The organism is Dyadobacter fanqingshengii, assembly GCF_023822005.2.
GTDB lineage: Bacteria > Bacteroidota > Bacteroidia > Cytophagales > Spirosomataceae > Dyadobacter > Dyadobacter fanqingshengii.
In genome coordinates, this window is record NZ_CP098806.1 from 917,827 (window position 1) to 932,732 (window position 14,906).

Consider the following 14,906-nt stretch of genomic DNA (forward strand, 5'->3'; position numbering starts at 1 on the left):
AATTATTTCTCAAAGCCTACCCCTATGCAATGATCACCTCCACATTATGCTGTTTCAGCATCTTCAAATCGGCTTCTTCAATCTTATCATCCGTAACCACCTTATCAATTTTGTCAAAACCACAAATAAAGGCCAGCCCGGACTTCTTGAATTTTGATGAATCCGTGACCACGATGACCTCTTCGGCGATGTCTATCATGATTTGGTTGAGGTGGGCTTCTTCCATGTAGTGGGTGAAAAAGCCGGCGTTTGCCTTCATGCCGTCGATTCCCAGGAAGAGTTTGTTGCAGTAGAGCTGTTTGAAATTCCGCTCCGCCATGGGACCTACCAGTGACATCGAGAATTCTTTCAGATATCCGCCGGGCATATGGACCTGCAAATTTTCGTATTGCGCCAGGTTATTGACAATGTCCAGTGCATTGCTGATCACGGTCAGGTTTTTGAATTTTTCGAGATTGTTCGAGATTTCAAAAGTCGTGGTGCCGGAATCCAGAATGATGCTATCGTCTTCGTTGATCAGCGACACGGCTTTTCTGCCGATCAGTCTCTTGGTATCGTGGTTAATTTTCCTTTTTTCTGTAACCGTCAGGGCAATGTTGTTGGTTTTAAAAGCGCCGCCGTGCGCCCTTACCAACAGATTGCTGTTTTCCAGCTTATCCAGGTCATTGCGGATCGTAACTTCACTTACTTCCAGCATTTCACTTAAATCATTCACATTTACTTCGCCCAACTCATCGAGCTTTTGTAATATCAGCGAACGGCGCTGCGCGGTCTTTTTCATGGTATCAAACCTTTGATTCTGTTATTGTTATTGCTTCAATGTCTTTTGAGTCCGAACCTCCGGCAGTTACGCCGGGCTGTAAAGGTAGCAACATCCGGGGAAATGCTTTTGTAAAAACCAGAACTAACCGTTTCAGCCGGCAGCAGGACCTTGTGCTTCATCCTGATGCGCGAAAGCCCGATGCACTTCAATGATCTTTTGAATGCGTTCAAGGATCAGCGCCATCATTTCTTTTGGAAAAGATGCTTCCACAATGATCAATTTCAAATCTGCGTCTTGTGTATTAAAAACCTGCATGTAGGTAACCTCAAACCGGCTTTTCCCAAACACCTGCAAGAGCCTGCTCAAAACATTGTGTGTGTCGCTGGCATAAACGGATATCCGGCTCGAAACGGCTAACTCATTTTCCATCTCAGCTATCTTTTAACTTTCACGATGAAAGAAACGCGCTTTGTTTCGTGAATAAATGAATGCGCTCCGTGGTTGTCTCGGCGTGTGTTACCGTTTTTTGGATATTCGTAAATCCCGTAAAAAGCGATTTCGTGCCCGTCGGGACAATCCGCCCTAATCTGCACCTGCGAAGTCAGCCGCTGAGCTCCGGACCAGTCGGCGCGGGCAAAGAAAAGCATGCGCCGGTTGTCCATGTCCACATAGGGATCCTCAGTATAAAGTTGCAGTCCAAAATCATGCAGCGAATCCAGGTCAGACTTCGTGAAAATGCTGATCCACTCACCGGGATTGGCGATCCCGTTGCCATTCCCTTTCCCGACCCATGTTTTCTTTTCCACTTCCAGCATTACAGGGCGATTGTCAGCAATTTCCAATTGCGCGAGTGTTTTTTCGGGTGAGTAAAAAGGCACTTCCAGCAAAAACGGATCTTTTTTGCCATTGTAGCTCACCATCAGTTTCAGCTTGGCGCGGTCCAGACCCACATTTCGTGAGCGAATCCGAAAGGCGGTTTTTTCGTGCAATGCGCCCTGGGCAATTTCTCCAATGGTGATGGCAGGGTCCATTACTTCTACTTCTTCATCCTGTGCGATCAGCTCGATGCGTATGGAATCCACGTCCGCCCCGCCTTTGTTGAACAATAACGGACTTAATGAAACAATGTCTCCAACACCCGGCATTTTTCGGTCGAGCGAGTAACTTGCTACGGTAATGTGACCCGGATCGCCGTTTTGGTACAATCCAATGTCATTATCTTCGCCGGTTCCCTGCCACTGGATTCGCCCTTTTTTGTCGCTTCGCACATTCGAGCGGGAGATTTTGCGGTTAGGAACATCCAGCCGGATCAATTCATAAACAGTGCTTGGCGTGTAAACACTGTCCGTCTCAATTTTCACAGAAAGGTTTGGCACGGATGGCCCGTCGGGCAGCCATTTTTTAGTTTGTACACCAAATCCTTCCTTCCGCACATCATTCAGCAAGGTAAAGCCGGGCACATTTCGATCGGTGGTAACATGGTAATTCCAAACAGAAAACTGTGGATATAGATCAATGTGGTGCCATTTCTCAGGTCGCGCGAGCGGCATTCGGAAATAATGCATGTGAAAATCAAACTGTCCTTTGATATTCACTGCATTATGAAAGCCCTTGAAATAACCAATCCCGTAATGCCAGCTTTCGTAGTTCAGTTCAAGGGTTTTGTACGCGTTGTCAATCTCCTGATCGTGCTGCCGCAAAAAATCCTTGCTGCCCAAATGCATGCGAATGGGCAAACCCACAAAATTGCGCCCCATTTCTTTGAACGGCGTGTAAATCTGCAAAGCTTTCGGACCGACCGTAAAAGAAGCGGAAGGGCAAAAAAACGATGCGCTCGATAGTAAATGCGGATATTTCGAAGCGACCAGCATGGACATAAACCCGCCCATGCTCAACCCGGAAACTGCCCGGCCTTCCCGATATGCCTTTGTGCGATAATGCGCATCGATATACTGCACAAATTCCGGGAAGTAATCGACAAACTGCCGGTCTTCCTTCACAGGTGCAATGTCATACGGCCGCGGATATTGGGCAGGCACGTAACCGTCCCATTTGGCAATGATAACATCATTTCCTGCTACATAGCTTGCAAAATTATCCAGCGAATCAGGCCCGCAACGCTCGTGAATACCGTTAAATTCATCATAATACCGGGCCTCGCCCGAGCGGGAAACCTCGCCCTCTGCGGGACCATTAAACCGGCCTGCATTGCCATGGAAATAATAAATAACAGGATACCGCCGCTCCGGATGCGCGTAATAATCAGGCGGCAGGATCAGGCGGAAATGCCTGTTTTCTTTGAACACAGCGCTGTAATGAATCTGATCTTCAATAATCGCCTTTTGTTGTGACGACTGCGCATATACGCTCGGCGACATTGTCAAGAATAGCATTACAAGCATTCCCACCTGTGCACGGTAATGTTTGTTTTTTGTATAAAAATCAAGAAATCTGTAAATCTGATTCATAATGCACGATTAGTCCTCGTTTCTCAGCATATCTGCCCGCGTGGAATGGATAAGGCGGTCTTATTTTTTGCCTTTGGAAATGAGCTCACCCAGTTCCATCCGGACTTTGTGCCATTGTTCCTGATCATAACTCCAAACATCCAGGTTACCAATTGATTTGTCCCCAAAAGGCTCTTTAATTAATTGATTGACCAGTGCGTCAGCGCGTTTGGAGTTGCCATCAAGCGTTGCCAGCAAGCGCAAGTACTCATAATCCTGCACGCCGTCACGCATGATTTTCAAACGGATGGACGCGCAGGGTTCGGATACATTAGGCACCATGCCGGGCTTGTAAATGACCGAGCCATTTCCATTGAATGTCCGGTAAGTGAATTCGGCATCGGCCTCCGAGGCTTCCTTATAAAAATCTTTCCAGGACTCGGGATCATACCAGCCCCGTTCCCAACCGGCACCAATGCCCCAACTGATCCAGGAGTAGGTTTTGTATTTCCAGCAAGCCCAGCTAATGGCGCGGTCGTTGATTAATGGCAAATCGATGAATGTTGAGCTTCCTACCCAGCTGTTCAGCTTTTGTTCGTAGAGCATCGGGCCGTAGAGCCAGTCTTTGATGCCCATTTGCTGGTAATGTTTTACTGTGTCAATGTTGTAGTTGATCGTATGTGCCGCCCAGTCTGTGATCGATTTGCCGATCACGTCCATTGCTTCCTTGGTATAACCGCCATCAACGCGAAACTTCGCCTCAGGATATTCCTTTTTGAACAAATTCCCGTAAAAAACCATCCGTGACCATGCCTCGGGAAAATAGGATTCATCCAAACCATTCAGATAAACCGTAAGCAGCGTTTTTTTGGGATTAACCATTGGGAGCAAATGCTGGCGCACTTGTCGAATGCTGCTAAGATATATGGCCTGATTGGCCGCATTGCGTTCCACCTCTGGTTTCCCAATGTCCGGCCAGCCAGCAGTGCCGTGCTTGCCATAGACGTCGAAGGGAAGCGCAAATGTTTCGAGCGGTTCGCCATAGCCGGGGCCGTCTGTGTAGCCATGGGCTTTGGTGAACGCTTGGCCGGTCAGGTATTTTTTTAGTCGCTGATCGAATTTGCCCCATTGAATTTCCACTTTACCGTTTTTAACCTTCATTTCAGGATCGTAAGTCGGATCCATCAGTGAAATGCGGTTTCTCTTAAATAGCTGATAAACGGCCAGTTCCTGCTTTTCGTCCATCCGGCTCAAGAAGCCTTCGTGTTGCAGGCTGGCTTTGAAAAGGTTTTCATTCGGGAGTTCAAAATCCCAGATCGTCAGGCTGATCGGAATTTGTTTTTTTACATTGCCGATCGTGGCTGTAATGACACTTTGGTATGTTCCGGGCTTTGCCTTTTGCGCATCCAGCGGAATGAATTGATCCACCCAGATAATCTGCGAACGCTGGTTGCTGATCCGGTTGTTGAAGTCGGGCAATGTGAATGGGTAAACCCACCGACCATGGATTTTGGCCGAGTCAGTCTGAAGGAATTTAAATGGGATCAATGCATCGGGATACCAGCCTGTCCCCAGTGTAGATTGCGGGTAACCTGTGCTCGGGCTTTCCACTTTCACCGACCATTCCAGAAAAAGCTCGGGTTTGATGGCCAGTTCAGCACTTCCATTTTTGAAAGGTGCCATTTCAAGTTGAATACCAGTCAGTTCCGAATCAGATTCATTGGTCAAAACGAGCTGAAAAGAGACATATTCCCCGCGTGCTCCGTGCAGGGAAACCTGCTTTCCGTCATATATCCAGTTTTTATCAAGCAGATTTCCTTCTCCTGTGTGATTGGAGGGGACATCCTTGAACCGGTGTTCGATGATTTCGTTGCTGACAGGATCCAGCCGGACCGATGAAGGCAATGCCCGCAGTCGCCATGGATCGGCGGCGTAAGTTTTATTCCCCATGTTGCACGCGGTCATTGCAATCAGACAGAGGATGAATTTTGTAAATCTTATCATAGTGAAGGTTAGTTCAGGAATGTTGTTTGTTGCTTATTGTCCAACCGGAAAGATCATCAGCTGGCTCAACGCTTCATCTTCGCCCATAACCATATATTTTCCATCGGCGGAGGCTGCCAGCGTGCTCAATTGAAAACCCCGCCACAGGATTCCCTGCTCGATGCCGGGCGCAACCATGGTGAATTCAGGATTGCCTAAATCCACAAAACCAGCGCCTTTTTCATCATAATAAAACAAATGCGAATAACCCGGCGCGCCGCCTGCAAGTCCGTACAATTTCCCATCGCGCCCGAAAGCCAATGCTTGCAAGCGGGCCATCATCATTGGCTTGCCCAGATTTTTAATCTTTTTGGAAGCAGGATCTAATACAAATAATTGACCGTCACCCGCATTGCCGCCATATAGCTTTCCATCGGGCGCTTTTGCCCAGGCTTCCACCTGTCCTAAAACCTCTCTGCCCCAAACGGCCGGAAGAGGCGTATCCAGAAAAGAAAAGCTCTTTTTAGCAGGATCAAAAGCAAACACCCGGTTACCTGCGGCGCTGCCGTAAATGATTCCGGCATTATCCTGAATGAGCGCTTTGCAGAGATAAACTTCCGGTCCCACGGCATATTCGTGCAGATTGTTCAGTTCTTTTTCTTTGGGCGCGACATCGTCGAATATCTGTGTTTTCCTGGTTGCAATGCTATAAGTAAAAAACCGCCCGCTCGGATAGCTGATTCCGTACAATTCAGTGCCTTCGCTGTTGCTAAGCAGTGCGAAAATGCTTTCTCCGGCAACCGGTATGCCCATATCTTTCACCTCGATTGTCCCGCCATTGCTAACATTGACTTGTAGCAAATGTCCGGGCTGCTGGTTTTTTGTGACATAGGCCATTGTTCCCGCATATAGAAGGTTACCCGCACCTTTGCAAAAGCCCGTCGCAATGCCTTTTTGACCCGGCACAATTTCCTGCAAATCCTTCGTCGTCAAGAGCTTTTTTTCTGAAATAGTAGCCACGAAAATGAAAGGTGATAATCCTTCCTTTGCCGTAGTTCCGCCAAGAACCCAATCACCCTGCACGTGGAGGGAAGTAATGGCATTGCGGTACATGGGCAGTCGTTTTTCGGCGCTGTTAGGCAGCGAAACTTCTATTGCAAATGCTTCTTTGGGGGTGAAAAAAGTATACTGGGCAAGGAGCGGACCTGAGCATGTCAGAAGTAAAACCGGTGACAGTATTTTTTTAGTCAGATTTTTCATTTCCTGATTTCTTTTTCGGGATTGAATTGGATCATAAACGGCCTGGTTGCATCGCCCTGGCCCGTTGGGTTGCGCCGGGCGGCAAAATAAAGGTTCCCATCCTTATCCCTGACGTCGCAGCCGGTTGCCTCGGTTACGGCGGTGATCGGGTATTCTTGCAGAATGGTCTTTTTCTCCGTAGCAGGGTCAAACTCTACTAAAACGGTTTTGTCTTTTACAACATAATTATCGTGACCGCCAATGATATAATACAACTTGCCATTCTTGCCAATGTTCAGGTTAGGCACGTAGGGTCCCCATGCTTCTGAATGGCCGGTTTCAATCACACCTCCCAGATCTTTGACCTTGCCAATCCCGTCTTTTTCGGGATAAAATGCGATCAATTTAGCGCCATAAGTGATCAGGTAAATGATGCCTCTGGCTTCATCCTTGGCAAATGCAGTGATTCCGGTGATGATTTTTGAGCCGGGCGTCCCGGGGAATGCGGGCAGGCTTTCACGTGCGAATACCAACGAATCGCTGCTTTTTTCATACTTCACCAGCCGCTGCCGCCAATCCACATAATAGCAGTTTCCCCACCAGTCGGTGAACAATACACGCGGCACGTGCGAGCTGGCCAGGCGGCCCAGATCGCGCATTTGGTTTTTGGCTGGGTTATACACTAAAAAATGCGCTTGCGGATAAGTGATCCCATAAAGCATCCCTGTTTTTGGATCAATGTCTACGTCCTTGATGCTTTCATATTGCATGCCGATTCCGAGGTTTTGCAGCCCAGTGTTGGCGTTCCATTTCATGAAAAAGCCACCAGCGTAGCCCTGCGGATGTTCCATGAGATATTCTTCCCGCGATTCGCCACCGTCTGTGGAGAAAAAGATGGAACCGTCTGGCGCGGCAACGATCTTGGAGTGTATTTTTCCCTGCCACTGATACGGTCGCAGATTGGCCATATCCCGGATGAAACCATTGAGTTTCATCACATTTTTTGCCGGATCAAACGTATACAGCCCGATGTTGTTCGCATGGTTCGTAACTCCGATGTGCACGGTGTTGGAAGCCGCATTATAGCCGATCGAACCCCACGTAGAATGCGCATCCGGGAAATCCGGATATTCAATGAAAACGACATTCTTCCCGGTAATGGCAGATTTCTGGGCTAGTGTGGTTTCGCTGGCGGCCAGCATTAAAAGGCCGGACAGCCAGCATGCCGCCATGTATAATAAGTGAGTAAAGCGAAAATTCATAAATGCTGTTTTGGATAAGCAGAACTTGTCTTTGCTAAATTAGAGAATTTTCAAAGAATAGATTAATAATGAAATAAATTTATTTTCATTTCATTATTATTTACTTTCATCGAGTTTAATATTAGTGGTTTTCGAAGTTGAAATTTTATGCATTGCTGGCTTCTTCGAAACCCATGAGCAAGGCGGCAATGATAGTAAGAACAATTCCGGCAATGATGACGGGATGAGGAATAGTCTGATACAATGCGAGTGACAACGTAACCGTAAGCACTGGTGCGAGCGCAGTGGTGATGGGCGCAATGATGATGGCTTTTCCATATCGAAATGCATATACCAGGCAGAGTGCGCCAAATGCATTCAGTGACTGCAAAATCGCTGACAAATAAGGTCCCTGAAATCCCCATTCAATAGGCTGAGTAAAATCAGTCATATATAATGCTGGCGGAATCAGCACAATGGACGAAACCATCATATAGAAATACAGACTTTCAGCAGACATAATATCATTGGCAAACCGCATAATGCACCCCTGAGCACCCCAGGCAAATAACGGGACCGCAGCAAGGAGCAGCCATGTATAGCCACTGGCCTGAACGGCGCCCACAGGCTGGTAAGACAGCATGAAAATGGAAATCAGTGCCAGCGCAATCCCGATCCAGCCTCTTTTGCTTGTTTTTTCATGCAGTAACCCCACGGCGAGCAGGATGGTAACCACCGGAGTCAGGGACAGGATAGGGAAAACCAGGTAGGCTGGCGCAATGCGCAATGTAAAGAAAAGCACCAGCTGGCCGCCGGCTCCCAATAGGCCCACCGCGCTGCCCCAAAGCACGGCTTTTTTGTTAAAATCCAGTTTCCAGTTTTTCAATTTTAATGCAGCCAGGGCAGCAGGAATCATGGTTAGCGCCCAGACCACATATCCAAGCGTAGGAGGGAAACCATTCTTTTCGGGAATTTCAATGACAGCGCCCCACACCCCGATGAACAGGACATGAATAATTACGTAAATCGGCCAGTGGTTTTTGGTTTTGCTCATGAAATCCTTGATTTCTTCTTTTTATAAAATGGGTGATTGTCTAAAAAATAAATGCTTCAATGTTAAGTAGCTGCAATTTTTATGTAAGTGTCAAACCATTGGATCATGCGCTCATTAAGATCGGCATTGTTATTTGGTTTCAGATCCGGCCGCCAGCCGTGGCCTTCTCCTTTGTATTGTACGAGCTTAGTTTCGACGCCCCGCTTTTTGAGGGCGACATACATTTCTTCGGCTTGGGAGAAAGGCACTTCGTTGTCGGTTTCGCCGTGCAGGATTAGCGTTGGCGTAGTTGCCCAAGCCACATTTCGCAGCGGGGAACATTGCCATAGCAGATCGAAGTGATCATAAGCCCGGCCACCGAATTCTGATTCCATCAATGAATGATATAATGATGTTCCTGCAAAACTGACCAGGTTACTGAGTCCGCCATCCGTCACGGCGGCTTTAAAACGTGAAGTTTGGGTAATGGTCCAATTGGTCATGTAGCCGCCATAGCTTTGGCCGGTCACGCCAAGTTGTTCAGCATTGAGCCACGGGTTTTTATTTAAGACAAAATCCACACCGGCCATTAGGTCCTGATAATCATTACCGCCCCAGTTTGCAAGCGTTCCGTTTGAAAATGCTTGACCGTAACCGTGGCTGCCTCTTGGATTAATATATACGACAGCGTACCCTGCCTGTGACAACAAATGCATGCGCTCGTCAAAATCGTGGCCGAACATATTGTGTGGCCCACCGTGGATCAAAAGGATAAGCGGATAATGCTTTGTTTGGTCAAAATCAACCGGCGGCATCAGCCATCCTTGCACGGAAGTGCCATCAAAGCTTTGAAACCAGAATGTTTCTGCCTTTTGCAATGTTTTGATTTCAAGCCAATCTGTATTTTCGTGGGTAAATTGCTCGACAATCGCGCCCTGATTTTTGGTTTTGAAAAGCTCGGCTGGATGGTCTGTGTCTGATTTCACAAACACCATATCCTCGCCGCGTGCGTCAAGTGAAAACTCAGAAATGCAGCCAGCGCCGCCCTGCACCACTTCGATTTCTTCTGTATCGATGCTCACCCGATAAATGGAAGTGTCGCCGCGATCGCCTGCGGTGAAATATATATAATTTCCCGAAGGATGCCAGCGGACGTGCTCGATCCTTCGATCCAAAGATTTTGTCAGGTAACGAAAGTTTTCGCCATGGGAAGATATCAGGGCAATGTGCGTGTCCTCAGCAGTGCTGTCATTGGTGCCGAAGGATCCCGCAACGGCCAGAAATGCAATGTGGTTTCCATCCGGCGACCACTTTGGCTGATAAGCCAAGCCTGCGTGTTCAGTGAGTTGGGTGATCATTTGCGTCTGGATATCTATTTTCCAGACATCGCTTTGCTGGATGTTATCCGGACGGGCGCTCCGGTTGCTAATGAACGCAATGTAGCGGCTATCCGGTGCCCACGTGATGGAATGCTCGTTACAAGCGCCCGGCGTGAGTATGACGGGTGGGCCTCCGGCTGCGGGCACGAGGTAAATATGCGTATAGGAATGATCGGCATACACTGGCCGTCCCCATCCGCCTTTGGATTTGTATAACAGATCATCAATGACCCGGATATCGTCATTTTCTGGGTTTGTATTCGAAATATCGGCGCTGATGTATGCGATATGGCGTGCATCCGGCGACCAGATGCAGTTCTTATCAGCGAGATGATTGAAAAAATAGGAAGAGTCGTCGCGCTGGGTCAGAAACCGGCTTGTTGCAGTTTGCAGCGTGTAAATGAGCAGCGCTCCGCTTTCATTTTCATACAGCAGCTCTTTGCCATCGGGCGACCAGGAATGCGCATTGCCCCGTCCTACAACCGTTCTTTTGGCGCTGTCGGCTGAAAAAAGGATCATCAAATCATAACGATCATTTTCAGCTATATCTGTGACGGAAACATGATATACGAGATCATCACTGGCAGGAGATAGCAGGGGTGTGCTTACTTTTCTGATTTTACACAAATCGTTTGTCACAAGTCCCTGGATTGGGGCCTTCATTTCCAATGAGATCATAAAAGTGGGTCTGGGAGCGATAGTATTATAAGATATACCTCATAAGAAGCATCTTACCTCGTAAAAATACGCTGATATTTCATTGCAATATATAAGCAAGAATAAATAAATTAAAAGAAAGGTTTAAAAATATTTTTTACTTTCGTTTTATGATGTTTACTTTGAGATGCCATCACATTACGATCAAAATAATCAAAAATACCGTCTTCTAATTACCGCCCTTATAATGCAGAAAATCGAAATCAGTGTGCTTAAAAGCGGTGGGGAAGCACACACCCAACGTGAAATTCTGTCCCAGCCAGCACTCTGGCAGCAGATATATGATTTAATTCAAAATGAAAGCGAAGAGATAGCGCTGTTTTTAAAACCGATCTTACAAAAGGACAACCTGAGCATTTTGCTAACAGGCGCAGGCACTTCGGGATTTATCGGTGAGGCAGCGCAGTCCGTTTTAAAACAAATATGGCGCAGACCTGTTCAGGCAGTTCCCACAACAGAAATTGTTACCCAGCCTAAATCCGTATTTGTGCGCTCGGTTCCGACGCTTTTAATCTCGTTTGCCCGTTCGGGAAACAGTCCGGAGAGCGTTGAAACGGTAAAACTGGCCGATGTTCACTGTGATGAGGTTTATCATTTGGTCATCACCTGCAACAGGGAGGGCGCACTGGCTACTATGGATACGGCGGCCGCTAACCGGATCTACCGCATTGTACTGCCTGAGGAAACAAATGATAAAAGCCTGGCGATGACCAGCAGTTTCACGTGCATGCTGCTTAGCGTGCTGCTGGTGGCGCGGATAGATTCGCTGGAAGGTGAATTTGATAAAATTCAGCACATGATAGATCAGGGAAACATCATCCTGGAACAAAAATTCTTACTTGAAACACTGGTAATGAAAGGTTTTGAACGGGTGGTGTTTTTGGGGGCCGGAGAATATCTGGGAATTGCCAAGGAATGTCATTTGAAATTGCTCGAATTGACAGATGGAAAGCTGGTTTGCATGTCGGATTCATTCTTGGGTTTCAGACATGGGCCAAGGGCATTTGTGAATGAGCATACTTTAATGGTGTACTTGTTTTCAAGAAATCCGCACATGATGCGTTATGAGCGGGATCTTGCAGAAGACATTGCGCGTGATACCAGGGCCATCCAGTCCCTGCAAATCGGTGGCGAGGCTGAACTGTCGCTGCCCAATAGCAGTAAAATAGCACTGCGGATAGATCCGAAGAACCAATATCAAATGATCGCGACTACGCTCGTAGGCCAGTTATTGGGCTATTTCAGCGCGATGCATTTGGGTATCGACCCCGATAGTCCGTCCATGTCCGGGTCGATCAGCAGAGTGGTACAGGGCGTGAATATTTATAGAGAATAAAACATGGAGGCTTAATATGATGAACCCTAAGTTATTGGTTGTAGGTGAGCTGAATGTCGATTTGATCTTGAATAAAATCCATGCTTTTCCTCAGGTGGGCAAGGAGACGATTGCGGATGAAATGGATATGTGCCTGGGCAGTTCTTCGGCCATTATGGCTGCCAACATTGCTGCCATGGGCGTGGATACGACCTTCTGCGGTGTGGTGGGGGACGACTATTTTGGTGACTTCATCTTGCGGGAGCTGGAACAAAAGTCGGTCAGCTGCAAGCATGTAACCAGACTTCCGGATCAGAAAACAGGGTGTACGCTGATTTTGAACTACGGACAGGATCGGGCTAATGTGACCTTCCAGGGTGCCATGAATGCGCTGACGATCAGTAATATACCTTTTGAAGCACCAGCGAACTATCAGCATCTGCATGTCTCGAGCCTGTTCCTTCAGAAGGGACTTTTAAACAACATTGAACAGATTTTAATGAATGCGCGCGCTGCCGGTATGACCACATCGCTGGATCTGCAATGGGACCCTACTGAGCAATGGGCTTTCGACTATGCCCGGTGCCTGCCGTATGTAGACGTTTTTATGCCCAACGAATCGGAACTGCTGGCGCTGACCAATACGGATTCGGTAAGCAGCGCCATCGAAAAAGTCAGGCCTTACCTGAATATGCTCGCTCTGAAAGTGGGCAGAAAGGGCAGTCTGGGCCTTTGCGGTGACCAGCAGTTAACAGTGCCCGCTTTTGAAGGGCCGCATTTTGTGGATGCCATCGGCGCGGGTGATTCTTTTAATGCAGGATTTATTCAAAAATACATTTCCGGTGCACCCCTGGAAGAATGTCTGCGGGAGGGCAACCTGATGGGCGCGTTGAACACCACCGCTGCGGGTGGCACAGGCGCATTCTGCAACTTCAACAAAATCAGTGAAAATATTAAAGACTTCTGGGGAATAGAATTAAGCCTGTCATGAAACTGAAAGAAAAACTACGCGAATTAACATTGCTGAAAAAGGGCTTGCTGGCTACCAATTATTACGATCTGGAAACATTGCATGGCGTATTGCAGGCGGCAGCGGATTTGAAACAGCCCGTAATCCTGCAATTAACCCAGAGTTCCATTGATTACATGGGCCTGAAAACGGCCGTAAACCTCGGCCGCAACGGACTGGAAGAATTTGGCGTGGAAGGCTGGATTCATCTCGACCACGGTGGGTCGGTTGAACTGGTGCAGCGCTGCCTGGATGCGGGTTTCGATTCGGTGATGATCGATGGCAGCGAGCTTCCTTTTGAGGAAAATGTCAGGCTTACCCGGGAAGTGGTTGAGCGGGCCAAAAAGTACGACGCACACGTGGAAGCAGAGCTGGGCTACGTTGCCAAACTAGGCCAATCGCATCAGACAACCGGCTTTACGCAACCGGACGAGGCAGCTGCTTTTGTGGAGGAAACGGGCGTTGATGCGCTTGCTGTGGCCATTGGAACGGCCCACGGATTTTATAAAGAAGAACCCAAGCTGGACATCAACCTTTTGCGCAGCATTGCCGGGCGAACTACGGCGACCCTGGTTTTGCACGGAAGCTCTGGCGTGCCGCACTTACAGGTGCAGCAGGCTATTTCAAACGGGATCTGTAAAGTGAACCTGGCAACTGAAATTAAAAACATATTTATGGCTTCCCTGAAAGCCGAACTGACTTACAATCAAGATATTGACCTAAGGAAGGTGTTTCCAAAGGCTACCTGCAAAATCACTGAGCTCGTCAAAACGAAGCTGGAAATGGTAGAGAATGTGATGGTGTGATAGCACAGGTCCAGTGCCATGATGATCATCACCAGGCCGCGCATGAAATCAATGCTCTCATTCCTTTTCATTCTTCCTACAAATTATGAAGTGATTTGATCCTATTCTCCCCATTTTTCGACGTCTTCCACCCACTGCTGCTTTTTCATGGTCAGGGATATCAGCAAGGCGGTTCCGCTAAATGCCAGCGCGTCGAATGTACTAGCCAGCAGATTTCCCCTGTTGGCTGTCAGCGGGTTGGATAATGTGCCGGGGACGTGGACGAGCCAGACCCAGATAAATATTTGCAGGGACAGTAGCAGGGCAATGATTCTGATTCGTATTCCCAGCATGATGGCAATGCCGCTGGCGGTCAGTGTAACGCCGGTTAGCGTAACCCAAAAATCACCGTTCGCGATCCATTTTGGCACAGTCCCGACCAGGAAGGGTGCGTAAATAATGTGGGAAATTCCGAAGCTTATCATCGTATACAGAAAAAACAAATTGCCATACGGCGCAATCTTTTCCAAAAATCCCAGCCTCTCAGCAGTATTTGTCCTGAATGAAGAGGCGACCACAAAAGCGCCTCCTGCAAGCGCCAGTTCTTTAAGCGGGGTCGTCCATAAACCCAAATGATACAATTTGTTGGGTTCGGAAAATAGTTCGTATGTGATATGGGTCCCCAGGAACAGCGCCATAAATACGCTTCCAAGGATCAGTGAAGCCTTCCGGCCTTTTCCCGCCACCAAAATGAGAATTCCTGTGGCAATCAGATACGCGCCGAAAACATAGGAAAACACATTCAACAACGGCAAACGCTTTTGGTAAACCGAGAAAAATACGTCCCTGAATGTGCCGAAATAGAGTTGCTGTATGCCATATACGATCAGTGCCGATGCATAAAATGCCCTGCCTGCTGCTATCAGTTTTTTCATTGTGATGGAATGCTTATTTGTCATAAGCAAATGTAGGATCCCGGACGCATTTGCATTTCT

Annotated in this window: 12 protein-coding genes; 3 read left to right on the forward strand and 9 right to left on the reverse strand. The window is 47.8% G+C overall.

Going from position 1 to position 14,906, the window contains the following annotated elements; translation table 11 throughout:
* Nucleotides 1-22: 22 nt before the first annotated feature.
* From agaR to NFI81_RS03725, 8 genes are all read right to left on the reverse strand, one after another.
* Nucleotides 23-781: a transcriptional repressor AgaR gene (agaR, locus tag NFI81_RS03690; protein ID WP_234614112.1), complete on the reverse strand. Its 759-nt coding sequence runs from the start codon at nucleotides 779-781 to the stop codon at nucleotides 23-25.
* Between the two features lie 132 nt (nucleotides 782-913).
* Entirely contained in the window at nucleotides 914-1,192 is a 279-nt protein-coding gene (locus tag NFI81_RS03695; RefSeq protein ID WP_234614110.1) for an ACT domain-containing protein, read from the reverse strand.
* Nucleotides 1,193-1,197: 5 nt separating this feature from the next.
* On the reverse strand, nucleotides 1,198-3,231 hold the full coding sequence (locus NFI81_RS03700) for an alpha/beta hydrolase (RefSeq protein ID WP_234614108.1): 2,034 nt from the start codon (nucleotides 3,229-3,231) through the stop codon (nucleotides 1,198-1,200).
* A gap of 60 nt (nucleotides 3,232-3,291) precedes the next feature.
* Nucleotides 3,292-5,214, reverse strand: coding sequence for a glycoside hydrolase domain-containing protein (locus tag NFI81_RS03705; RefSeq protein WP_234614106.1), 1,923 nt, complete (start codon nucleotides 5,212-5,214; stop codon nucleotides 3,292-3,294).
* Nucleotides 5,215-5,247: 33 nt separating this feature from the next.
* Complete coding sequence (locus tag NFI81_RS03710) at nucleotides 5,248-6,453, reverse strand: NHL repeat-containing protein (RefSeq protein WP_234614104.1); 1,206 nt, start codon at nucleotides 6,451-6,453, stop codon at nucleotides 5,248-5,250.
* Complete coding sequence (locus NFI81_RS03715) at nucleotides 6,450-7,694, reverse strand: hypothetical protein (protein ID WP_234614102.1); 1,245 nt, start codon at nucleotides 7,692-7,694, stop codon at nucleotides 6,450-6,452. The genes NFI81_RS03710 and NFI81_RS03715 overlap by 4 nt, the downstream gene beginning before the upstream one ends.
* Nucleotides 7,695-7,839: 145 nt before the next feature.
* Nucleotides 7,840-8,727, reverse strand: coding sequence for a DMT family transporter (locus tag NFI81_RS03720; protein WP_234614100.1), 888 nt, complete (start codon nucleotides 8,725-8,727; stop codon nucleotides 7,840-7,842).
* 62 nt (nucleotides 8,728-8,789) lie between these two features.
* Complete coding sequence (locus NFI81_RS03725) at nucleotides 8,790-10,763, reverse strand: S9 family peptidase (RefSeq protein WP_234614098.1); 1,974 nt, start codon at nucleotides 10,761-10,763, stop codon at nucleotides 8,790-8,792.
* A gap of 226 nt (nucleotides 10,764-10,989) precedes the next feature.
* Here NFI81_RS03725 and NFI81_RS03730 point away from each other — a divergent pair, with 226 nt between their 5' ends.
* Genes NFI81_RS03730 through NFI81_RS03740 form a run of 3 tightly spaced genes read left to right on the forward strand, consistent with a single transcriptional unit; the run spans nucleotide 10,990 to nucleotide 13,932 of the window.
* On the forward strand, nucleotides 10,990-12,138 hold the full coding sequence (locus NFI81_RS03730) for an SIS domain-containing protein (RefSeq protein WP_234614096.1): 1,149 nt from the start codon (nucleotides 10,990-10,992) through the stop codon (nucleotides 12,136-12,138).
* Nucleotides 12,139-12,154: 16 nt separating this feature from the next.
* Nucleotides 12,155-13,108, forward strand: coding sequence for a carbohydrate kinase family protein (locus tag NFI81_RS03735; RefSeq protein ID WP_234614094.1), 954 nt, complete (start codon nucleotides 12,155-12,157; stop codon nucleotides 13,106-13,108).
* Nucleotides 13,105-13,932: a class II fructose-bisphosphate aldolase gene (locus tag NFI81_RS03740; protein ID WP_234614092.1), complete on the forward strand. Its 828-nt coding sequence runs from the start codon at nucleotides 13,105-13,107 to the stop codon at nucleotides 13,930-13,932. The genes NFI81_RS03735 and NFI81_RS03740 overlap by 4 nt, the downstream gene beginning before the upstream one ends.
* Nucleotides 13,933-14,033: 101 nt before the next feature.
* Here the strand turns inward: NFI81_RS03740 and NFI81_RS03745 are convergent, their stop codons facing one another.
* Entirely contained in the window at nucleotides 14,034-14,846 is an 813-nt protein-coding gene (locus NFI81_RS03745; protein WP_234614090.1) for a hypothetical protein, read from the reverse strand.
* Nucleotides 14,847-14,906: the final 60 nt, after the last annotated feature.